A 22,335-nucleotide genomic window follows, 5' to 3' on the forward strand; every position below is an offset into this window, starting at 1 on the left:
GTATAAGCGGAGCAAGACATGATGCGAGATGCGGCCAATTTCGAGCCGGCGGACAGCCGGGTGACGCACCCGGCGTTCTGGAACGCGCTGCCCGAGCGCTGGACGAGCGACGTCGAGGAAACGCTGGTGTGCTGCCACGTGCGGCAGGAAACCCACGACGTGAAGAGTTTCTTCTTCCGTTCGCCGCAGGGCCGCACGTTCTCGTTCGAGCCCGGGCAGTTCATCACGCTCGAGCTCGACATCGACGGCGAGACGATCAACCGCTGCTACACGATCTCGTCGTCGCCGGCGCGGCCGCACACGATTTCGATCACGGTCAAGCGCGTGCCGGGCGGCAAGGTGTCGAACTGGCTGCACGACAACCTGCAGCCGGGCGCGGCGGTGCGCGTGCTCGGCCCGGCCGGCGAATTCACCTGCGCACGGCATCCGGCGCGCAAGTACCTGTTCCTGTCGGCCGGCTCGGGCGTCACGCCGCTGATGTCGATGAGCCGCGCGCATCATGATCTCGCCGAGGATCGCGACATCCTGTTCGTGCACAGCGCACGTACGCCGGACGACATCATCTTCGCGCGCGAGCTCGACCTGATCGCGTCGAACCATACGAATTTCCGCACGTCGTTCGTCGTCGAGCGCGTCGGCGCACGTACCAACTGGCCGGGCGTCACGGGCTTCCTGACGCTGCCGCTGCTCAAGCTGATCGCGCCGGATTTCATGGAGCGCGAGATCTTCACGTGCGGCCCCGCGCCGTACATGAAGGCGGTGCGCGACCTGCTCGACGAAGCCGGCTTCGATCGCAAGCAGTATCACGAGGAAAGCTTCTCGTTCGAAACGCTCGCGCAGACCGCGAGCGACGAAGTGCTCGCCGAACTCGTGCCGGCCGCCGACGGTGTCGACGCCGCGACGAAGCAGTACACGGTCAGCTTCGCGAAGAGCAACCGCGAGATCGCGTGCGGCTCGGAGCAGCACGTGCTCGACGCGGCGCGCCAGTCGGGCGTGCGGCTGCCGGCATCGTGCACGCAGGGCATGTGCGGCACCTGCAAGGTGAAGCTCGTGTCGGGGCAAGTCGAGATGAAGCACAACGGCGGCATCCGCCAGCGCGAGATCGACCAGGGCATGGTGCTGCTGTGCTGCAGCAAGCCGCTGTCGGATCTCGTGATCGACAAGTAGTCGAAACGCGCCATCGGCTGTCCGGGCGCGTCGCGTCCGGACAAGCATCCGTCGGAAAACAACGATACCGCGGATTTGTGGTTGAAGAACCTAGAGAGGCAACGCGCACGGTGCGCATATCAAGGAGATCGACCATGAAACTCTTCGGAAAACTGTTGTGGACCGGCACACTGTCGGCGATGGTGGCACTGAGCGCGTCGGCGCTCGCCGATACGAAGCCGACGTTGAAGATCGGCTACGTCGAAGGCTGGGACGACAGCGTGGCGACGTCGAACGTCGCGGCCCGCGTGATCGAGAAGAAGCTCGGCTACGAGGTGAAGCTCGTGCCGGTCGCTGCCGGGATCATGTGGCAGGGCGTCGCGCGTGGCGATCTCGACGCGACGCTGTCCGCATGGCTGCCGGTCACGCACGGCTCGTACTGGAGCGAATACAAGAGCAAGGTCGTCGACGTCGGCGCGAACTTTCCTGACGCGAAGATCGGCTTGATCGTCCCGGATTACGTGAAGGCGAAGAGCATCGAGGATCTGAACGCCGAGAAGAGCAGCTTCGGCGGCCGCATCGTCGGCATCGATGCCGGTGCGGGCGTGATGCGCAAGACCGACGAAGCGATCAAGAACTACGGGCTCAGCTACACGCTGATGCCGAGCTCGGGCAGCGCGATGACGGCCGAGTTGTCGCGTTCGGTCGGCGCGAACAAGCCGGTGATCGTGACCGGCTGGGCGCCGCACTGGATGTTCGCGAAGTGGAAGCTGCGCTTCCTCGAGGATCCGAAGAAGGTGTTCGGCGGCGCCGAGCACGTCGACAGCGTCGTGAATCCGGGGCTCGAGACCAAGGCCAAGCCGGTCGTCGCGTTCCTGAAGAAATTCCAGTGGAAGCCGGGTGAAATCGACAGCGTGATGCTGGCGATCCAGAACGGCTCGAAGCCGGAAGCGGCTGCCGATGCGTGGATTGCGGCGCATGCCGACCGCGTGAATTCCTGGACGGAAGGCGTCCAGTAAGTACTTGAACATACGTCGTACGAATCACCATAAAAATACGCCGGGAATGGCATGCAGGAATCCGAAATAATCGCGATGACTTGCGGCCATATCCCGGAATTCTTTTTCGGATTCTGCAAAAAAGCCCGTAAATTGTTACACTACGGCCCTTGTGCAGAGTCATCACAGGAGGAATTGGATGAGTCAGGCAGGACTGCGTGCGAACGGCACCAGTGATGTTGAGGCAACCATCTCACATGATTCGACGGGCCACACGCTGCATCGTGGCCTGACCTGGAAAGACGCTTTTTGGGTAACGAGCGGCGTGCCGGCAGGCGTGCTGTTCACGATCGGCGGCGTATGTGCGACGATCGGCCAGCCCGCGTGGGCGATCTGGATCGCCGCGATCACGATGGGGCTGATTCAAAGCGCGACTTATGCGGAAATATCGGGACTATTTCCCCATAAATCGGGCGGCGCATCCGTGTACGGCGCGATCGGCTGGGTGCGTTACAGCAAGCTGATTGCCCCGGTGTCCGTGTGGTGCAACTGGCTCGCGTGGTCGCCGATGCTCGCGCTCGGCTGCGGTCTCGCGGCGAGCTATGCGCTCACGAGTCTCTTTCCCGCCAACGCGGCGGTGCTGCAATGGCAGCTCAAGATCGCGGATCTGGGGTTCATCAAGCCGGGCCTGTCCCTGCGGATCAATGCGACGTTCATCATCGCGACGATCCTGCTTCTCATCACGTTCAAGCTTCAGCATAGCGGTGCGTCGAAGGCGGCACGTACGCAGCGCATCCTCGGCATTGCATCGCTCACGCCGCTGTTGATCGTCGGCATCGTGCCGTTCGTCACCGGCGACGTGCCGATGTCGAACCTGCTCCCGCTGCTGCCGCTCGGTCACGACGCGCACGGCAATCTCACGGCCTCGACCTTCGGCTCGTGGAACGGGCAGGGCGTCACGATGGCGCTCGGCGCGATGTTCATGGCCGGCTGGGCGTCGTACGGCTTCGAGACGGCCGTCTGCTACACGCGCGAATTCCGCGATCCGCGCCGCGATACGGCGAAGGCGATCTTCTGGTCGGGCGCGCTGTGCCTCGTCGTGATGACGCTCGTGCCGATGGCGTTCCAGGGCGCACTCGGTACGCAGGCGATGCTCGATCCGTCGATCGGCGACGGCACCGGTGTCGCGGCGGCGATGGCGAAGATCGTCGGCGGCGGCGCGTGGGTCGCGAATGCGGTCGTCGTGATGCTGATGCTGTCGATCCTGCTGATCGTGATGACGTCGATGATGGGCTCGTCGCGCACGCTGTACCAGGCGTCGGTCGACGGCTGGCTGCCGAAGTACCTGTCGCACGTGAACGAGCACGGCTCGCCCACGCGCGCGATGTGGACCGACCTCGGCTTCAACCTCGTGTTGCTGATGATGTCGGACTACATGACGGTGCTGTCGATCTCGAACGTCTGCTACATGCTGTTCGTATTCCTGAATCTTCAGTCGGGCTGGATCCACCGGATGGATCGCGGCAACTGGGATCGGCCGTTCCGCTGTCCGACCTGGCTGCTCGTCGCGGGCTCGCTGTGCGGCTACGCGAACCTCGTCTATGTCGGCGCGGGCGCGAACCTGCAAGGTGAAGGCACGCTGCGCAACGGGCTGATCGCGATGCTGCTGATCGTGCCGGTGTTCCTGTTCCGCCACTACTGGCAGGATCGCGGCCGTTTCCCTGCGCAGATGCAGCGCGACATGGAACTCGAAGTGCCGAAGCGCGCGCTGTGGCTGAGCCTGACGCCGTATGCGGCGCTGATCGGCGCGGGGCTGACGATCTGGCTGTCGTATTACTTCGCGTGGGTGAAGTAGGCGCGCCGCGCGTATGGCGATGCGCGCGCCGGACACGGAAACCGCACACGGGTCCGGCGCGTCGAATGCAGCACGTGATGCACCCGGCGCCACGCATGTTCGCTCAATTCCTTGCCCATGGCCCTCGCACACGTGCGGGCGGCACATGACTCGCCGACAGCACGATACCGCGTCCGATCACGCGACGCTCACGGTGTTGGTCTGCGCGCGCGACGAGCCCGAACGGCCTCCATCAGCCCCGCAAGCCAGCAGGCCGGACATCCCCGCATGAAGTAGACGGCCAGGCCGAACAGTCCGATCGCGGGCCAGAAGCGGGGCGTGAGCGCGATGGCGCCCGCAATGGATGCAACGGCCAAAGCCCCGCGAAGCAATTGCTTTGTCACTGAAGTGCTGCAGTACATGATGTGCTCTTGTCACCCGATAGCGGTACGTCTGGAAAGGTGCCGGATGTCGTGCCTGCCCTCCGCGGGCGGACGCTCTGCTCCGTCTCGCCAATAAGAGGGGCGCTGCCGTCAAAACGGTTCGCGACATCCCTCCTGAAAGTCGGGATACGCGAAAGCGAAGCGGGATCTCGCGGTGCAGCCGTACAGATTTTTTTCTTCGACGCGAACCGTTTTGACGATTCGCCGCCTCTTGGATAGCAACCGTCGCTCTTCGCGGCTGCCGTTTGCTCGTGCGAGTTGTCGCCTTGAGCGGTTTCCCCCGATTTTCGAGGGCCCTGCCCAAGCTCGCTCGACCCGCACGACTTCGGCGTCGCGCCGAGCTTCGCCCTTGTCGAAACAACCCCGGAAGCCGGGATGTTTCCCACTCAGGAGCTTTCCATGAATGCCAGGCTGACACTGCCCCTTCTTTCCGAAGACACCGCCCCCGAAAAGAGCCGCGAGTTGCTGGGCAACGCGCGCAAGAAGCAGGGATTCATTCCCAACATGTACGGAGAGATGGCCCACGCGCCCGGCGCACTCTCGACCTATCTGCATGGGTACGACTGGTTCCGCAAGGAATCCGGCTTCACACCCGCGGAGCAGGAGGTCGTGTTCCTGACCATCAGCCGGGAAAACGCGTGTCACTACTGTATCGCCGCGCACAGCATGATCGCCGACAAGGTATCGAAGGTGCCGCCGCAGGCGATCCACGCAATCCGTGATGGCGCAACGATCGACGATCCGAAGCTGGGTGCCTTGGCCGCTTTCGTCAAGGAGATGGTGCAAACGCGAGGCAACCCGTCCGAAGCCGCTTTGCAAACCTTCACTGGCGCAGGCTACAGCGAGCAGCAGGCGCTGCAGATCGTGCTTGCCATCGCCGTCAAGACGATCTCGAACTACACCAATCATCTGTTCGAGACCGCGGTGGATGCGCCCTTTGCGTCCTACGCTCTGCCGGCAGGGACGAAATGAGTCTGCTGCGTTTTCCGTTCCTTCGGTAGCCGCAGGTGCCCGCCCAGGCAGGCGCGTGCCGCCGACGGTTGTGGCGGGCGGCACGCGTGAAACTGTCTCGTGTCCGCTGGCCGTCCCCTTCGCGGGGATGGGCTGGCGAACTGCTGGCCGCGCTTTACATGGGGGCGATCGCGTGGATCGCAGCGGTCACGCAGATTCACACCATTCTTTTTCCCGAACTAGGCGCCCTGGCCCATGACGTCATCAAGCGACCGCAAGGCACCTGGGCCAGGGCGCCGGGAATGCTGGTGATGACGCCGCTGCTCACCGGCCTCGTCGGCACGCTGCTCGTTCGAAGCATGGGCAGCGGGATCGTGCCGATCCTGCTGTCGACTGCGGCTGCGCTCGTCGTCATCCGGGTCCTGAAATCACCGATCGCCCCGGCCATCTCGGCCGGCGTGCTGCCGATCTCGCTCGACGTCACGAGCGCGTACTATCCCGCATCGTTGCTGGTCGGGCTGGCGTTGCTCGCCGCGATCTCCATCGTCTGGCCTCGCATCGTCCCGCCGCCGCAAGCGCGAACGCCCGCCGATGCGGCCGACGACCTGACGGAGGAAGCGCCGCGCACGTACGCGTGGCTCCCGTTCTTTCTGGTGTTTCTGGTCGGCACGGCGATCCTGGCGGAGGTTACCGGCTGGCGGCTGATCCTGTTCCCGCCGCTGATCGTGATCGGCTTCGAGATGTTTGCCCATGCGGACGTCTGCCCGTGGGCCAGAAAGCCGCTGCGGTTGCCGATCGCATGCACGTTGAGCGCGTCGATCGGCATCGCACTGGTCACGGCCTTCGGCGACGCGCCGCTGGCGGTCGTCGCCAGCATGGCCTGCGGCATCCTCATCGTGCGGGTATTCGATCTGCACGTGCCACCGGCGCTCGCCGTGGGCCTGCTGCCGTTCGTCATTCCAGCCGTCGATTACAGGTTCGCGGCCTCCGTGGGCATCGGCACGCTGTCGCTGACCACGGTGTTCCTGATTTGGCGCTGGCTGGGCAAAATGCGTCCTTGATCGTTCAGCAGCCTTGCCCGCGACGTCCGGAAAGCTTGCGCATCCAGTGGTCGAGGGAAAGCCGGCCCGGCCCGATGGCGATCAAGGCGATCGCCATGGTGGCCCAGGGCAGATGGAAGTTCGCCCAACCGTCGGGCACGATGAGCTGGATCACCGCCGTCATGCCGAGCAGGCCCAGCGCGCTCAGTCGAGTGGCAACGCCGATGACCAGCAGGATCGGAAAGACGATTTCGCCCAGGCCGCTGGCGAACGCGAGCACGTCGGGAGCGGGCAGGTCATAGAGCTGCCCGAGGATGTGCAGCTTGAATTCTTCCTCGAACAGGAAGCCCGCGGTCGGGGACAGCGACAGAAAGCCGTCCCATTTCGTGAGACCGGACTTGAAGAAGGGCAATGCCAGCGCGACCCGAAGAAACAGCGGGGCGGCCATGCAGGCGATCTGTTCCAGCCCGTGCAGTGCGCGGTTTGCCGTGCGCGATACGCGGGACCAGCCTTTCGCCAATCTGGCGTTACTCATGATCGTTTTCCTCGGACTGCAGTTCGAAGCCGACGAAGGCTCCCATTCCGGCAAGCTCGCGCAGGTTCGCCGCGAGGTCGAAATCGCCGTCGACGGCAAGGGCGATTTCCATCGCCTGCGATAGCGTCATGCCCTGGCCGAGCGCGGCCACGAAGTCATGGCTCGCCGGAAGCACGTGGCGCACATCCACCTCGGCGTCGGGACGCAGCACCATCGTGTCCTGCGCTTCGGAGAGGTCGACCGGCGCGGGGATGCCGTCGACAGCGTTCATTCGCCAGATCGTGAAGGCCGGAAATCGGGAGCGCAGCAGGCGAACCGAAGGGTGAAGCCTGAATCGCAACCGTGGCGTCTGGTCGATCGGTACGGCCAGGAGCGCGTCGAATGACAAGGGTGCCGCCTCGCGCTCGTGATAAGCCTCGGTCGCGGCGCGCTCGATGCGGGCCACGTCGGCGAGATAGGGCAAGGATTCGGCGGGCGGGAAGGCGGCAAGGAACGCCGGGAACCCGGCGCCGTAGTGCAGTAGTACCGGCGAGCCGGGCGGATGCGCGGCCGCGAAGAAGCGGGCCATGGCCGCGAAGAATTCGTCTCCCACCAGCCTGCCGACACGGGGGAAGCCTGCGCGCAGCGCATCGGTCAGCCCGACGAAGACGTTGTTCCGGTAAACGGCAAACCGTCGGGGGCTCGGCTCGCCATCCGGGCCAACCAGGCCTTCGGGTATCGGACGGTCGGGATCGAGCAGCGCCAGGGCAAATTCCTCCAGGTGTTCAGCCGCGCGTGCCATGGCGCCGTTCCTCCGTGCTGGACGTACCCATCAGCGTCTCGGCCATCACGGCCTCCGCCTGCAACTCGGGCCACGCGGGAACGTTGGCGTCCCGCTCGATCAAGGTCGGGACCGGCCCGATGCGTTCGATGACCCGCCGAAAGAGGTTCCATACCGGCTCGTCGACACACTGGTCGTGCGAGTCGATCAGCAACGGACGTCCTTGTTCGTCAGTCCGGCGGGCGTGGCCGGCCAGGTGAATCTGCTGCACGTGATCAAGCGGGAAGTCATCGATATAGGCGTGCGCGTCCCACGCCTGGTTGGTGCTTGAAACGTACGCGTTGTTTACGTCCAGCAGCAGGCCGCACCCGGTTCTTTGCGCGATCTCGCGGATGAAATCCGTCTCGCACCAGGTGCTTGCCTCGAACCGCAGGTAGGTGGAAGGGTTCTCCAGCAGCATTTGCCGATTCAGGGCCATTTGTACCTGGTCGATGTGTCGGCAGACGCGATGCAGCACGTCGTCGGTATAGGGCACTGGCAGGAGGTCGCCGAGGTAGCGGGTGCCATGCGAGGACCAGGCAAGGTGTTCGGAAAACAGCGCAGGTTCGTACCGCGCGTTCAGCGCCTTGAGGCGCTGCAAATGCGCGTGGTCGAGCGGTCCGTCGGCGCCGATGGACAGGCCCACGCCGTGCAGCGACAGCGGGTAGTGTTCGCGGATGGCGGTCAGGTAGCGATGAGGCGGCCCGCCGGCGCCCATGTAGTTCTCCGCGTGCACTTCGAGGAAGCCGATATCCGGCAGCGTCTCGATGATGACGCGGTAGTGGTCGGCCTTGAGGCCGACGCCGGCGCAGGCAGGGAGTCCCCGGCCGGCAGCGTGCGCAGTCTGGTGAAGACCCATGATGCTCCTCTCTCCGGCGGGCGGGCGCGGCCGTCAGGCCGCCGCCCGCCTGCACGGTTGCGGGTGTCAGACCTTCTTGGGCTCGAGGCTGCCCATGCCGTTCGGCGTCGAGATCGTCGTGCAGGTGCCCTTGGCGACCATCTTCCAGGCATTGCCCTGGTAGTCGGCGGAGCTGGTGCCCGCGCAGCTCGTGCCGGCGCCGGCGAAGCAGTCGTTCTGCCCCTTGAGCGCGACGCCGTAGCACTTCTCGAACTTGCCGGTCTTCATCTTTGCCATGTTCATGGCCCGGGTTTCCATCATCTTCTTCTGCATGTCGGCCTGGCTCATGTCCTGCGAGAACGCAGGCGCGGCGAAGGCTGCGACGAATGCCGTGGCAACGGCGGCGGACAACATGTGGTGGTTCGACATCGAAATCTCCTGATGGAAAGGGCGCGGCCGCACGAGCCGCGGGTAGGCGGCCGACAGCAGCCGGCCTTGGCAACTAAGAGGGCGGGGACGAGCAAAACGGTTCGGGGCACTGAAAAAAAACCGCGTTCACCGGCCGGGATGCGGTGAACGCGGATTGGCCGTCGCAGCCATGACGAGGAGATTGCACCCTCTGCGGTCGAGGGAGCCGGTGCGGCGCTGCCTGGCTATTTCGCCGGCGCGCGGTGCGTGGAGGACGGTTCCGTGCCGATCATGTATTCACGCACCAGTTCGCGGGCACGATGCAGCCGGCTCTTGACTGCGCCAGGTTGTTCGCCGAGCCGAGTCGCGATCTCGGCAATGGTCAGTTCCTCGAAGTCGCGCAGAAGGACAACCTCGAGGTAGTGAGCAGGCAGCGACTCCAGCGCATGAGCGAGGTCGATTCTCAGTGCATCGTCCGGACGATGCAGCATCAGTTCCTCGGCCACCTCGTCCGGCAGAGGATCGTGCTTGAACATCATCCGCGAAAGTTTTCGACATTCGCGCTTGATGACCGTGAACAGCCACGATGAAAATGCCGCAGCCGCCTTGAGCCCGCCGACCTTGCGGGAAATGATCAACAGCGACTCCTGGACAGCATCGTCGACGTCGCTGGCGTGACAGTGCTTGTACGCATAGCGGCGAGCGTCTGCCTGGCAGACTGCCAGCAAACGGGTAATGGCGACCGCATCTCCGGTCTGCGCCGCCATGATCAGATGGTTGCGGTCGTCCACAGGGACTGCCATGGTGTTCTCCCGTTCTGATTCGATGATCGGTCCAATCGGTGAGTCCCGATTCGACCTGCCTGCTTCCATCATGTTTATACCTCCGACGCGCGAGTTGCTGCTCACGAAGACGTGGCGGATCGAGCCGCACACGCATGGGCCCCGAGCCGGCCGTAGGTGTAACCGAGCACGGCGCCCCAGACGAGGTGCAGCATCAGGGTCATGACCGGAGCCATCATCCCGAGCTTCATGCCGAACAGGCCCGCGCCGGCCATCGGCATGGCCAGGACCATCATCAGCAGCCAGGCCAGCACGGCGAAGGACATGCCCTTGATGCGCGCACATTCGCCGGGGAGCCGGCTGTAGAGCAGTTTGAACAGGATGCCCCACAGAGCGGTGCCGATCATGAAGTGCGCCAGCCATCCCACCGCGGGGGAGGCCGGCATGCCCATGTTGGCGTGCGCCATGGCCGCGAGCATGGCGACCGGATCCAGTTCGGGCATCAAGCCCATGGCCGCCTTCATCAGCATCAGCAGCGACAGCGCCACAGTGGCGACCAATCCGGCGGCCATCGAACGAACGTAGGAATTCATGGTGTCAGGTTCTTCAGGGTTGGGGATCGTTGATCCACGATCGAGACGGAGGCGCGACGGCGCCTTCCCGAACTAAGAGGCGCCGAACCGGGAAAACGATTCGGTCGAATTGCGCGACGAAATCAACCGGACGGGTCGAGCACGCGGGAATCCTCGACGGCGCTTGATTTTGGGAATGATCGGTTCTAATATCCGGACTCATGAGCCCGACCTCTCCCGGCTCCCGCGACAGGGGGCGTCCGCGCGAATTCGACACCGACGAGGTGATCGACGCCGCGGCACGCGTGTTCTGGGAGCAGGGGTATCACGCGACGTCGATCGACACGCTGTGCGAGGCGACCGGCGTGTTTCGCGGCAGCCTGTACCGGACGTTCGGCGACAAGCACGGATTGCTGGTCGCCGCGTTCGACCGTTACGCGGAAGGCGCGATCGCGCGCCTCAAGGAGTGCCTCGCGGCGGATCTGCCGCCGCGGCAGGCGCTCAGGGAAGCGCTGCTGTACTACACGGAAATCGGCGTGCGGCTGTCCGAGCGCCGCGGCTGTCTCATCACGAATTCGGCCGTCGAGTTGCTGCCCGGCGACGACGCGTTGCGGCCACACATCGAAGCGACGCTGCTGCGCATCGGCACGCAATTCAGCCTTGCCGTCGCGCGCGGCCAGCAGTCGGGCGATTTCGACCGGAACCTCGATCCGGAGGAGGTCGGCCGGTTCCTGCTGTGCCTGATCCAGGGCATGCGCGTGCTGGGCAAGTCGAGTGCGTCGGAGGCGGAACTGGCCTCGATCGTCGACATCGCAATGCGGGCGCTGACCTGATTTTTTTTGATTATTTTGAGAATGATCGGTTTCAAATGGTGCGCATTCGATGCGCGGCTGTCGAGACCGGGAAGGACAGGCAGATCCGGCCATGAAGTCGAAGAAACGCCGCCGCTGCGCGCAGTCGCACCGGCATCATTGTTCAATTAATTTGAGAACGATCAGTCATGAATAGTGCAAATTTCGCGGTCCCTGCCGCAAGCGCGTACGGGAAAGGCATCGCGGCATGCGTATGCGCGACGATCTTGATGGGCGTGATGTTCCCGGTGATGACCGACGCGTTGCGGTACATCGATCCGTTCACGTTCACGTCGCTGCGCTATTTGATCGCCGGCACGGCGTTCGTCGCGTTGCTGCGGATCGTCGAAGGGCCCGGCGCATTCCGGCCGGCCGGTGAATCCGTGCTGCTTGCGTGGCTGCTCGGCTCGATCGGCTTTTGCGGATTCGGGTCGTTCGTGTTCCTGGGCCAGCAACTGGCCGGTGACGAGGGCGCACTGACCGCATCGATCATGATGGCGACGCAGCCGATGATGGGGCTGCTGCTCAATGCGCTGGTGCGGCGCGTCGCGCCTGCTCCGGTGTCGGTGCTGTTCGTTGTGCTGTCTTTCGCCGGCGTGGCGCTCGTCATCTCTCGCGGCGACGTGATTGCCGCGCTGCACGAGCCGCAGCACTACGCGGCCAACGCACTGATCGTCGTCGGCGCGTTGTGCTGGGTCGTCTATACGTTCGGCGCGGCGCGCTTCACAGGCTGGTCGGCATTGAAATACACGACCTTCACGACATGCCTCGGCCTGACCACGATCATCGCCGTCAATCTCGTGCTGATCGCGACGCACGGGATCGCGGCGCCGTCGTGGTCCGCCGTGCATGCGGTGTTGCCGCACCTCGCGTACATGGGGCCGGTGGCCGGCTTCGGCGCGATCCTGCTGTGGATGACGGGCAACCGGATCCTGGGGCCGATGAACGGCGTGCTGTTCATGGACGTCCTGCCGATCACCGCGTTCATCGTGTCCGCGGCGACGGGCGTGGTGCCCAATCGCGCGCAGATCGCGGGCGCCGCGCTGACGGGCGCGGCACTGATCCTCAACAACCTGTATCTGCGGCGCCGGGCGCGACGAGTCGGCACGGCGCCGGCACGCGTGCCGTCGGCTTCCGCATGACGAACGATCGTGGCCGCCCGCTTACGAAAACACCACGGTGCGGTCGCCGTTCAAGAACACGCGCCGCTCGATGAACGCCTTCACCGCGCGCGCGAGCGTGATGGATTCGACGTCGCGCCCGACCGCAAGCAGTTGCTCGGGGCGCAGCGCATGGTCGACGCGCTCGACGACCTGCTCGATGATCGGGCCTTCGTCGAGATCGTCGGTGACGAAGTGCGCGGTCGCCCCGATCAGCTTCACGCCGCGCGTATGTGCCTGGTGGTATGGCTTCGCGCCCTTGAAACCCGGCAGGAACGAATGATGGATGTTGATCGCGCGGTTCGCGAGCTTCGCGCTCGTTTCCTGCGACAGCACCTGCATGTAACGCGCGAGGATCACGAGTTCGGCGCCGCTCGATTCGAAGAAGTCGAGCCACTGCGCTTCCTGCTGCGCCTTCGTCTCGGCCGTGATCGGGAAATGCCGGAATGGCAGCCCGTGCTGCGCGGCGAGCGGCTCGAAATCGGGATGGTTCGACACGATGCCGACGATGTCCATCTTCAGCTCGCCCATCCGCCAGCGGAACAACAGGTCCGCGAGGCAGTGCTCGAGCTTCGACACCATGATCAGCACCTTCGGCCGCGCGTTCACGTCGTGGATCGCCCACTGCATGTCGCCCTGCTGGCCGCCGAGGCTGGCCGCGATCGGCGCGAACTCCTGGCGCAGCGCGTCGATCTGCAGTGTTTCATCCGTCGGATGAAAGACGCAGCGCACGAAGAAGCGGTTGCTGAGATCGTCGTCGAACACGTTCAGCGCATCGACATAGCAGCGATGGCGATCGAGAAAGCCGACGACGGCGGCGACCTGGCCGGCCGCGCTCGGGCACGACAGCGTCAGGACGAATTGATCGGGGCGGTGCTCGGCGGTCATGAGACTCCTCGGATGGCATGGGGCGCACGGCCGTGCGGCGGCGCACGACGGCGCCGCACCGCGCGGGTAGCGGGAGGCTCAAGTAAATCAGGACGATTTCGGGGCGGATAGAACCAACCCGCCGTGTGGCTGGTATCGGCACGCCAGTGCGTGCGGGCCGGGCGGCCCCGTCACGCGCACGCGTCGAGCAGCCAGCGGCGGAACACGTGGGTTGCGTCCGGCTCGGGCCGCTGCGGCGGGCGTACCAGGAAGTAGCCGCGCGGCGTGACGACGGGCGCGTCGACGAGCTTCACGAGCTGGCCGGACGCGACGAGCTCGTCGACGAGCGGCGCCCAGCCGAGCGCGACGCCTTCGCCGAGCAGCGCCGCATGGATCACGAGCGCATAGCTGTTGAAGGTCACGCCGCGCGCGGCGGCCGGCGATTCGAGACCGTGCGCGTCGAACCAGCCAGGCCACGACAGCCAGCGCTCGGGGCGCGTCGGCTGCACGTGCAGCAGCGGCAGCGCGAGCAGGTGGTCGGCCCGCGCGACGCCGGGATGCGCGTCGCGGAACGCGGGCGAGCACACGGGCGTGACCGATTCCGGAAAGAGCCGCGCGGCCGTGCACGACGGCCAGTGACCGTCGCCGAACAGGATCGCGATGTCGCCGTGGTCGCGCTGCGCGTCGTAATCCTGTGACGTGACGACGCGCACGTCGACGTCCGGCATCACGCGCTTCAGCCCGGCCAGCCGCGGCATCAGCCAGTAGGTTGCGAAGCCGAAGTCGGTGACGATCGTGAGCGCGCCGTGCTCGCGGCGCGCGCGCAGCGTGGCGGTCGCGCCGCGCAGCGTGTCGAGGCTCAGCCGCACCGCTTCGTACAGGCACTGGCCGTCGGCCGTCAGCGTGACGCCGCGTGGGCTGCGTTCGAACAGCGGCACGCCCAGCTCGGCTTCGAGCTGGTACACCTGCTGGCTCACGGCCGGCTGCGTCGAGCCGAGCTCGCGCGCGGCGGCCGTGAAGCTCGCGAGCCGGGCAGCGGATTCGAACGCGCGCAGCGCCTGCATCGACGGTAACGGTTCGGATTTCGACATAAGTCTCTCTAATGGCCCCATAAGGGCCGGACGCCTACCCGCGCGAATTCGGGCGGGCGATAGTGCAGCGGACAGTACGGCACGCGCGCTTCACGGCCGCCACGCAACGCATTCCGCGATTCTAGCCAGCGCGGCCCGCACGCGCGGCACTTTCTGCGGGCCGCGTCCGTCATGTCGGACGTTTCGCTGCATGAGCGGCGCGCCGCTCCATTCGAACACCGCTTTCCTCACGACCGCCGATGACGAACCCGACACCCAACATCCTGATCCTGATGGCCGACCAGCTCACGCCATTCGCGCTGCCGGCCTACGGCAATCGCGTCGCGCGCACGCCGACGCTCGACCGGCTCGCCGCCGAAGGCGTGGTGTTCGACGCCGCGTACTGCGCGAGCCCGCTGTGCGCGCCGTCGCGTTTCTCGCTGCTGACCGGCAAGCTGCCGTCGGGGATCGGCGCCTACGATAACGCCGCCGAATTGCCGGCGCAAACGCTGACGTTCGCGCACTACCTGCGCGCGGGCGGCTACCGGACGATGCTGTCCGGCAAGATGCACTTCTGCGGGCCCGACCAGCTGCACGGCTTCGAGGAACGGCTCACGACCGACATCTATCCGGCCGATTTCGGCTGGGTGCCCGACTGGGACCGGCCGACCGAGCGGCCGAGCTGGTATCACAACATGAGTTCGGTGCTGGAGGCCGGCCCGTGCGTGCGCACGAACCAGCTCGACTTCGACGACGAGGTCACGTTCGCCGCGAAGCAGAAGCTCTATGACGTCGCGCGCGAGCGTGCGGCCGGGCACGATGCGCGGCCGTTCTGCATGGTCGTGTCGCTGACCCATCCGCACGACCCGTATGCGATCACGCGCGAGTACTGGGATCGCTACAGCGACGACGAGATCGACATGCCGGCCGTGCGGCTCGATGCGGCTGAAAGCGACCCGCATTCGCAGCGGCTGCGCTTCGTCTGCGAAAACGACCGCACACCGCCCTCCGACGCGCAGATCCGCGCTGCCCGCCGCGCATACTACGGCGCGACGTCCTACGTCGACACGCAGTTCGGCAGCGTGCTGGCCGCGCTCGAACAGTGCGGGTTCGCCGACGACACGATCGTGATCGTCACGTCCGACCACGGCGACATGCTCGGCGAGCGCGGTCTCTGGTACAAGATGACGTTCTTCGAAGGCGGCTGCCGCGTGCCGCTGATCGTCCATGCGCCGGGCCGCTTCGGCGCCGCGCGCGTGCGCGGGCCCGTGTCGCACCTCGACCTGCTGCCGACGCTCGTCGACCTGGCCGGCGCCGCGCCGGCTGGCGGCTGGCCCGACCCCGTCGACGGCGCGAGCTTGTTGCCGCACCTGCGCGGCACGCCTGCGCACGACGTCGCGCTCGGCGAATACCTTGCGGAAGGCGCGGTCGCACCGGTCGTGATGATCCGTCGCGGCGACTGGAAATACGTGCATTGCCCGCTCGACCCCGACCAGCTCTACAACCTGTCGGACGATCCGCGCGAGCTGACGAACCTGGCCGGCGTGCCCGAAGCCGCCGACGTGCTGGCCGCGTTCCGCGCGGAAGCCGCGCGGCGCTGGGATTTGCCCGAGCTCGACCGGCAGGTGCGCGCGAGCCAGCGGCGCCGGCGCTTTCATTACGCGGCAACGACGCAGGGCCGCATCCAGGCGTGGGACTGGCAGCCATTCACCGACGCGAGCCAGCGCTACATGCGCAATCACATCGAACTCGATACGCTCGAAGCGATGGCGCGTTTCCCGCGCGTCGGGCGCTGAACGTACCGCGTTGCGGTCATTGAAGAACGACGGAGGAAGCGAACCATGCAACGACAATGCAATGCAGCAATCCGAAGGATCGGGGCGGCGCTCGCCGCGGCCGCGTGCGTGCTGGCGACGCAGCCTGCGTATGCGGCCGACCCGCAGACGTGCGGCAACGTGAAGATGGCGGCGCCCGGCTGGACCGACATCGACGCGACGAACGCGATGGCGGGCGTCGTGCTGAAGGCGCTTGGCTACCGGCAGGACGTGGCGAACCTGTCGGTGCCGATCACGTACCAGGGGTTGAAGAAAGGGCAGGTCGACGTGTTCCTCGGCAACTGGATGCCCGCGCAGGCACCGCTCGTGAAGCCGTTCGTCGACGACAAGTCGATCGACGTGCTGCACGCGAACCTGAGCGGCGCGAAGTTCACGCTCGCGGTGCCCGACTACGTGGCGGCTGCCGGCGTGCATACGTTCGCCGATCTCGCGCGCTACGCGGACCGCTTCGACGGCAAGATCTACGGGATCGAGCCCGGCGCGCCCGCGAACCAGAACATCAAGCGGATGCTGTCCGACCACGCGCTCGGTGCGGCGAACTGGTCGCTCGTCGAATCGAGCGAGACGGGCATGCTCACGCAGGTCGAGCGCGCGGTGCGCGACAAGCGCTGGATCGTTTTTCTGGCATGGGAGCCGCATCTGATGAACACGAAGTTCCATCTGACGTATCTGTCGGGCGGTGACGCGTACTTCGGCCCGAACTATGGCGGCGCGACGGTCAACACGGTCACGCGTGCCGGGTTCGCGGGCCAGTGCGCGAACCTCGCGCGGCTGTTCCGGCAGATGACGTTCTCCGTCGACGTCGAAAACCGGATGATCGCCGACATGCTCGACCACAAGACGTCGCCCGCGCTCGCGGCGCAGCGTGCGCTGAAGGCCGACCCGGCGCTGGTGGCCGGCTGGCTGGACGGCGTGACGACGGCGGCCGGCGCGCCGGGCCTGCCGGCCGTGCGCGCGGCCCTCGACAGCCACTGATTCCCTCCTTCCTGGCGGCCGGTTTCTGCCGTGCCGCCTGTCTACGTGTTTTCCCGACCGGGTCGCATCGTGACCATTTAGTGTCGCCTTCAGACGGGTGACCCGAAATATGGGTTTGTATTTTTCGCCAATGGCTCCGTTATTGCGGAAAACGAAATGCCGAAGCCAGCGGGGCGGTCTGAATTCGAATCCACCGGCGCATCGCGGCACGCGCCGGGACGAGATTCTATCCATCGAACGGTTCAGGGAGGGTGGTCGACAATGAAGCAAAAGAAAGTTGCCGTAGCCGCCGCGCTTGCATGCGCGGCCTGCATTCCCGCCATCGGGCATGCACAAAGCAGCGTGACGCTGTACGGGATTCTCGACGCGGGCATCACGTACGTGAACAACACGGGCGGCTCGCACGTCGTCAAGTTCGACGACGGCGTCGCGTACGGGAACCGCTTCGGCCTCAAGGGCACCGAAGACCTGGGCGGCGGCCTGAAGGCCGTGTTCACGCTCGAGAGCGGCTTCCACCTCGGCAACGGGCAACTCGGCTTCGGCGGCGCCGAATTCGGCCGGCAGGCGTATGTCGGCCTGCAGAACGACTGGGGCACGCTGTCGTTCGGCAACCAGCTCGACATCACGAACGAACTCGTCTCGATCTACAACATCTCGGCGTGGGGCAGCGGCTATGCGATCCACCAGGGCGACTTCGACCGCTTCAACGGCGACCGCCTGCCGAATTCGGTGAAGTTCCTGTCGAACGATCTCAGCGGCTTCAAGTTCGGCGCGATGTACTCGTTCGGCAACGTCGCCGGCAACTTCCATCGCAACAGCGCATGGAGCGCAGGCGCGAGCTTCACGAAGGGCGATTTCTCGATCGGCGCCGCGTACACGCGCCTGAACAACCCGAACGGCATCTACGCGTTCGATCCGTACGCGATGATCGGCACGCACACGTTCCTCGGCCAGCAGACCGTGACCGTCGATCCGGCGACCGGCGCGCGCACCGACCTGTTCGCGAATACGCCGATGGACGTCGACAGCCAGGGCACGTTCGGCGTCGGCACGAGCTACACGATCGGCAAGCTGACGCTCGACGCCAACTACTCGTACACGACGATCAAGGGCTTCGGCCAGTCGTCGCACATGCAGGTGTACGAAGGCGGCGGCCTGTACCAGTTCACGCCGGCGCTGAGCCTGATCGCGGGCTACCAGCACACGCGCTTCGAAGGCCATCACTGGAACCAGGGCACGGCGGGCCTGCATTACCTGCTGTCGAAGCGCACCGACGTGTACATCTCCGGCGACTACGTGCGTGCATCGCAGGGTGTCGATGCGGTGGTCGGCTACAGCTTCACGCCGTCGACGACGCAGACGCAGGCCGACGTGCGGATCGGGATGCGGCATTCGTTCTGAGCGAAGTGGTGTGGGGCGGCGACGTCCTCAGCGAGGGTCTCTCTTTGGCGCGAACCGAGGTTCGCGCTTTTTTTTTCGAGGGTTGTGAGCGGGCACGAGATCCGTCCGGTTGGCCACCGCCCCGCGATCGTCGCCGGGAACGGCGGTCGGATGGCCTTGACCTGTGCCGTCCATAGACGCTAGCATCGACCGCATGCCTGATCGCGCCCATTTCCTCTCCTCGCTTGCCCGTGCATGTTGTCAGAACATGCCAGGGGGAATTTGCGTCTAGCGAACTCGCTAAACTTTCAAGCAATCGCCTTCCGGCCGCCTGTGTTGCAGAACAGGCGGCCTTTTTGTTTTTGGGCCCACCTCTTCGGGACGGAGAAACTCGATGCCGCTTGCGCTGTATGACACCTGGTCGCGTACCGTGCGCCCGTTCACGCCCATCCGTGCCGGACGGGTGGGCATGTACTGCTGCGGCCCCACGGTGTACGACGATGCCCATATCGGCAACCTGAGAACCTATGTGTTCGAGGATCTGCTGCGCCGCGTACTGGAGCGCAACGGATACGCGGTCCGGCACGTGGTCAATATCACCGACGTCGGCCACCTTACGTCGGATGCGGACGAAGGCGAAGACAAGATGGAGAAGGGCAGCCGTCGCACCGGCGCGTCGGCGTGGGCCATCGCCCAGCGCTACACCGACGCGTTCGTCCGGGACTGGCGCGCGCTCCACCTGCTCGAGCCGACGGTCTGGTGCCGCGCCACCGATCACATCGCCGAACAGATCGCGTTCATCGATACGCTCGACCGGGCCGGCTACGTCTATCGGACGGACGATGGTCTCTACTTCGACACCAGTCGGCAGGACGACTACGGCTATCTCGCGCGGCTGGACCGTGCAGGGTTGCAGGCGGGCAAGCGGGTTGCACTGGGCGAGAAGCGGAGCATCACGGATTTCGCGTTGTGGAAGTTCAGCCAGGCCGGCGTCAATCGGCAAATGGAATGGGACAGCCCGTGGGGTCGCGGCTTTCCTGGCTGGCATATCGAATGCTCGGCGATGTCGGCGAAGTATCTCGGGACGTTGTTCGATATTCACTGCGGCGGCGAGGATCATATCGCCGTGCATCACAGCAACGAGATCGCGCAGACGCGGGCGGCCCACGGCACGCAGCTCGCGAATTACTGGATGCACGGGCACTTTCTGACGCTCGACGCCGATGCGAAGATGTCAAAGTCGAGCGGCGACTTCGTCCGTCTGCAGACCTTGCAGAGCCGGAACGTCGATCCGCTCGCGTACCGTTACCTGTGCCTGACGGCCCACTACCGTAGCAAGCTGCATTTCACGTGGGCGTCGCTCGACGCCGCGCACACCGCGCTGAATCGACTGCGGCACTTGTACGCCGGCTGGCCGGACGGAGGCCGCGTCGATGCGGATTTCGCCGCACGATTCGACGCCGAAGTGAACGAGGACCTGAATCTGCCCAGGGCACTCGCGGTGCTGTGGGATCTGGTCAGGAGCAACCTGCCGCCCGGTACGCTGAAGGCGACCGTGGACAGCTTCGACACCGTGCTTGGCCTCGGTTTGCGCGAATGGAAGCCGGTTGCGTTCGACGTTCCGGAACACGTCCGCGTGTTGCTCCGTGATCGTGAGCGCGCGAGGGCGGACAAGGACTGGGCGCAGGCCGACCGGATACGGGAAGCGTTGGGCGCCGAGGGCTGGCGAGTCGAGGACACCCAGGAAGGCCAGCGCCTGTTCGGCATTGCGACGGGCTCGACCGATGCGGGCGGCCCGCCGCAGTGACGTGCGCAGGCCGCGTGCATCGGTCGAGCCGGTGCACCTGCGACCACCCGGCGGCCGCGATCGACGCAGTCGCCCGAATCGCCGGCACCCGCGCCCGCAAGATGTCGCCGGCATCGCGTCCGGCCCGTTTTCCGAGGTTGGCATATCATCGCGACTTGGCCGCGCCTCCACCGTCGTCGCACGCCCGCATCGGCGGGCGTCGTCATGTTCCGACGGCTGCAGTGCGCAGCGCCGCCCGCCCAGATCCCGATGACCGACCCCGTGCCCGATTCCAGTCCTTTATCCCCGTTGCCCGCCAACCTGTTCCGCCACGCGCCGTTCCGGCGTTTCTGGGGCACGCGCGTGATGTCTTCCCTGGCTTTCCAGATCCTGTCGGTCGCAATCGGCTGGTATGTCTACGCGCTCACGCACAGCGCATTCGCGCTCGGCCTCGTCGGCCTCGCGCAGTTCGTGCCGATGTTCGCGCTGACGCTCGTCGTCGGGCAGGTGGCCGACCGCTACGACCGCCGGCGCATCGCGACGATCTGCCAGGGCGTCGAAGCGCTGGCCGCCGGCGTGTTCCTGCTCGGCGCCGTGCAAGGATGGCTGGCCGCGCCGGCCGTGTACGCGCTCGCGGCGATCGTCGGCACGGCCCGCGCGTTCGAGTCGCCGTCGGTATCGTCGCTGCTGCCGGCCGTCGTGCCGCGCACCGACCTGCCGCGCGCAACCGCGCTGTCGACGTCCGCGAACCAGGCCGCGCAGATCCTCGGGCCGGCGTTTGGCGGGTTGCTCTACGGTGTCGGCGCACCTGTCGCGTTCGGCACGAGTGTCGTCGCGTTCGCGATCGCGGCCGTGCTGAGCAGCACGATTCCGCTGCGCAGTGCGCCGCCGGCCCGCGAGCCGGTCACGCTGCGCTCGGTGTTTTCGGGGATCGCGTTCATCCGGCGCGAGCCGGCGATTCTCGGCGCGCTGTCGCTCGACCTGTTCGCGGTGCTGTTCGGCGGCGCGACCGCGCTGCTGCCGATCTACGCGCGCGACATCCTGCAGGTCGGCCCGTGGGGGCTCGGTGCGCTGCGCGCGGCGCCGGCGGTCGGCGCGCTCGCGGGCACGCTGTGGCTCACGCGTTTCCCGTTGAAGGGGCGGCCGGGCCGCGCGATGTTCGGCGGCGTGATCGCGTTCGGCGTCGCGACGATCGTGTTCGGGTTGTCGCGGCACTTCGCGCTGTCGCTTGTCGCACTGGCCGCGCTCGGCGCGTCGGACGTGATCAGCGTCGTCGTGCGCCTGTCGCTCGTGCAGCTGCGCACGCCCGACGACATGCTCGGGCGGGTGAGCGCGGTCAATGCGCTGTTCATCGGCACGTCGAACCAGCTCGGCGAATTCGAATCGGGCGTGACGGCCGCGTGGTGGGGCGCACCGACGGCGATCGTCGTCGGCGGCGCGGCGACGATCGCGGTTGCGCTCGCGTGGATGCGATTGTTTCCTCAGCTCACGAACATGAAGTCGCTCGAGCGCGACGCGTGACGTGCGTCACGCGTCCTGCGCCACGCGCACGGCCGTGCCGTAGCAGATGACTTCGGTCACGCCCGAGCCGATCTCGGTCGAGTCGTAGCGCATCGCGACGATCGCGTTCGCGCCGAGCTTGCGTGCATCGGCGAGCATCTTGTCGAACGCCTGCTGGCGCGCCTTTTCGCATAGCGACGTGTAGAGCGTGATGTTGCCGCCGAAGATCGTCTGCAGCGACGCGCCGAACGAACCGACGATCGAGCGCGAGCGCACGATGATGCCCTGTGCGACGCCGAGCGAGCGGACGGTCGTATGGCCGGGCAGGTCGAATGCGGTCGTGACGCGAGCGGGCGACAGGTCGTCGATGGAGCGCGTGGATTCGGTCATGGCGGAAAGCCTGTAGCGGAGTGGTCGAATGACGATTCTAGCCGGATGAACGTCCGTGCCCGGCGCACGTGGTCGATCGTGCCGGTTGCGCGAGTGTCGGGCATGCGTCGCTACGGGGCGCCGGGCGAGATCGTCTGATCGACGTCGTCGGAAAGGAAGCGTGCGCAGGCCGCGA

The 22,335-nt window shown here is 65.9% G+C and carries 21 protein-coding genes; 12 read left to right on the forward strand and 9 right to left on the reverse strand.

The features are described from left to right. Positions 1-18 precede the first annotated feature (18 nt). The 5 genes from U5798_RS30665 to U5798_RS30685 all read left to right on the forward strand — a co-directional run bounded on the left by U5798_RS30665 (position 19) and on the right by U5798_RS30685 (position 6,433). On the forward strand, positions 19-1,167 hold the full coding sequence (locus tag U5798_RS30665) for a hybrid-cluster NAD(P)-dependent oxidoreductase (protein ID WP_006498749.1): 1,149 nt from the start codon (positions 19-21) through the stop codon (positions 1,165-1,167). Between the two features lie 134 nt (positions 1,168-1,301). Further along, positions 1,302-2,165 carry a glycine betaine ABC transporter substrate-binding protein gene (locus U5798_RS30670; RefSeq protein ID WP_322084163.1) on the forward strand — a complete coding sequence of 288 codons (864 nt, stop codon included), beginning with the start codon at positions 1,302-1,304 and terminating at the stop codon, positions 2,163-2,165. A gap of 178 nt (positions 2,166-2,343) precedes the next feature. After that, positions 2,344-3,999, forward strand: coding sequence for an APC family permease (locus U5798_RS30675; protein ID WP_322084164.1), 1,656 nt, complete (start codon positions 2,344-2,346; stop codon positions 3,997-3,999). An 821-nt stretch (positions 4,000-4,820) separates the two neighbouring features. After that, positions 4,821-5,393 (forward strand): carboxymuconolactone decarboxylase family protein, encoded by a 573-nt coding sequence (locus U5798_RS30680; RefSeq protein WP_322084165.1) that lies wholly within the window; start codon positions 4,821-4,823, stop codon positions 5,391-5,393. Positions 5,394-5,479: 86 nt separating this feature from the next. Next, the gene (locus U5798_RS30685) at positions 5,480-6,433 is read left to right on the forward strand and encodes an HPP family protein (protein ID WP_260434959.1); all 954 of its coding nucleotides are present in this window, start codon (positions 5,480-5,482) and stop codon (positions 6,431-6,433) included. Positions 6,434-6,437: 4 nt separating this feature from the next. Here the strand turns inward: U5798_RS30685 and U5798_RS30690 are convergent, their stop codons facing one another. The 6 genes from U5798_RS30690 to U5798_RS30715 all read right to left on the reverse strand — a co-directional run bounded on the left by U5798_RS30690 (position 6,438) and on the right by U5798_RS30715 (position 10,367). Then, a complete protein-coding gene (locus U5798_RS30690; RefSeq protein ID WP_322084166.1) occupies positions 6,438-6,947 on the reverse strand; it encodes a DoxX family protein in 510 nt (169 codons plus the stop codon). Beyond that, positions 6,940-7,728, reverse strand: coding sequence for a DNA-binding domain-containing protein (locus tag U5798_RS30695; RefSeq protein WP_322084167.1), 789 nt, complete (start codon positions 7,726-7,728; stop codon positions 6,940-6,942). Before U5798_RS30695 ends, U5798_RS30690 begins: the two co-directional genes overlap by 8 nt. Beyond that, complete coding sequence (locus tag U5798_RS30700) at positions 7,712-8,605, reverse strand: DUF692 domain-containing protein (RefSeq protein ID WP_322084168.1); 894 nt, start codon at positions 8,603-8,605, stop codon at positions 7,712-7,714. The genes U5798_RS30695 and U5798_RS30700 overlap by 17 nt, the downstream gene beginning before the upstream one ends. A 66-nt stretch (positions 8,606-8,671) precedes the next feature. Then, a complete protein-coding gene (locus U5798_RS30705) occupies positions 8,672-9,013 on the reverse strand; it encodes a DUF2282 domain-containing protein (RefSeq protein WP_124455234.1) in 342 nt (113 codons plus the stop codon). Positions 9,014-9,237: 224 nt separating this feature from the next. After that, positions 9,238-9,795 carry an RNA polymerase sigma factor gene (locus U5798_RS30710; RefSeq protein ID WP_124455233.1) on the reverse strand — a complete coding sequence of 186 codons (558 nt, stop codon included), beginning with the start codon at positions 9,793-9,795 and terminating at the stop codon, positions 9,238-9,240. Between the two features lie 101 nt (positions 9,796-9,896). Beyond that, positions 9,897-10,367, reverse strand: a complete 471-nt coding sequence (locus tag U5798_RS30715) for a DUF6789 family protein (protein ID WP_322084169.1) — start codon at positions 10,365-10,367, stop codon at positions 9,897-9,899. 200 nt (positions 10,368-10,567) lie between these two features. Between U5798_RS30715 and U5798_RS30720 the strand changes: the two genes are divergently transcribed. Beyond that, positions 10,568-11,179 (forward strand): TetR/AcrR family transcriptional regulator, encoded by a 612-nt coding sequence (locus U5798_RS30720; protein ID WP_322084170.1) that lies wholly within the window; start codon positions 10,568-10,570, stop codon positions 11,177-11,179. Positions 11,180-11,346: 167 nt separating this feature from the next. Further along, positions 11,347-12,339 (forward strand): DMT family transporter, encoded by a 993-nt coding sequence (locus U5798_RS30725; protein WP_322084171.1) that lies wholly within the window; start codon positions 11,347-11,349, stop codon positions 12,337-12,339. A gap of 21 nt (positions 12,340-12,360) precedes the next feature. Here the strand turns inward: U5798_RS30725 and purU are convergent, their stop codons facing one another. Further along, a complete protein-coding gene (gene purU, locus U5798_RS30730) occupies positions 12,361-13,245 on the reverse strand; it encodes a formyltetrahydrofolate deformylase (RefSeq protein ID WP_322084172.1) in 885 nt (294 codons plus the stop codon). A 170-nt stretch (positions 13,246-13,415) separates the two neighbouring features. Continuing rightward, positions 13,416-14,315, reverse strand: coding sequence for a choline sulfate utilization transcriptional regulator (locus tag U5798_RS30735; protein WP_124455228.1), 900 nt, complete (start codon positions 14,313-14,315; stop codon positions 13,416-13,418). A 239-nt stretch (positions 14,316-14,554) separates the two neighbouring features. Here U5798_RS30735 and betC point away from each other — a divergent pair, with 239 nt between their 5' ends. The 5 genes from betC (at position 14,555) to U5798_RS30760 (ending at position 21,791) form a co-directional block, all read left to right on the forward strand. Continuing rightward, positions 14,555-16,090: a choline-sulfatase gene (betC, locus tag U5798_RS30740; RefSeq protein WP_322084173.1), complete on the forward strand. Its 1,536-nt coding sequence runs from the start codon at positions 14,555-14,557 to the stop codon at positions 16,088-16,090. Between the two features lie 45 nt (positions 16,091-16,135). Beyond that, positions 16,136-17,104, forward strand: a complete 969-nt coding sequence (gene choX, locus U5798_RS30745; protein ID WP_322084174.1) for a choline ABC transporter substrate-binding protein — start codon at positions 16,136-16,138, stop codon at positions 17,102-17,104. Positions 17,105-17,365: 261 nt separating this feature from the next. Beyond that, positions 17,366-18,505, forward strand: a complete 1,140-nt coding sequence (locus U5798_RS30750) for a porin (protein WP_124455225.1) — start codon at positions 17,366-17,368, stop codon at positions 18,503-18,505. Positions 18,506-18,878: 373 nt separating this feature from the next. Further along, positions 18,879-20,291 (forward strand): cysteine--tRNA ligase, encoded by a 1,413-nt coding sequence (gene cysS, locus U5798_RS30755; protein ID WP_322084175.1) that lies wholly within the window; start codon positions 18,879-18,881, stop codon positions 20,289-20,291. 249 nt (positions 20,292-20,540) lie between these two features. Beyond that, complete coding sequence (locus tag U5798_RS30760; RefSeq protein ID WP_322084176.1) at positions 20,541-21,791, forward strand: MFS transporter; 1,251 nt, start codon at positions 20,541-20,543, stop codon at positions 21,789-21,791. A 6-nt stretch (positions 21,792-21,797) separates the two neighbouring features. On the opposite strand, the gene U5798_RS30765 is transcribed toward U5798_RS30760, so the two are convergent. After that, a complete protein-coding gene (locus U5798_RS30765) occupies positions 21,798-22,160 on the reverse strand; it encodes a YbjQ family protein (protein ID WP_124455222.1) in 363 nt (120 codons plus the stop codon). Between the last annotated feature and the right edge of the window lie 175 nt (positions 22,161-22,335).

Origin of the sequence: Burkholderia sp. BCC1972, assembly GCF_905339605.1 — a bacterium.
In the GTDB taxonomy this organism is placed as follows: Bacteria; Pseudomonadota; Gammaproteobacteria; order Burkholderiales; family Burkholderiaceae; genus Burkholderia.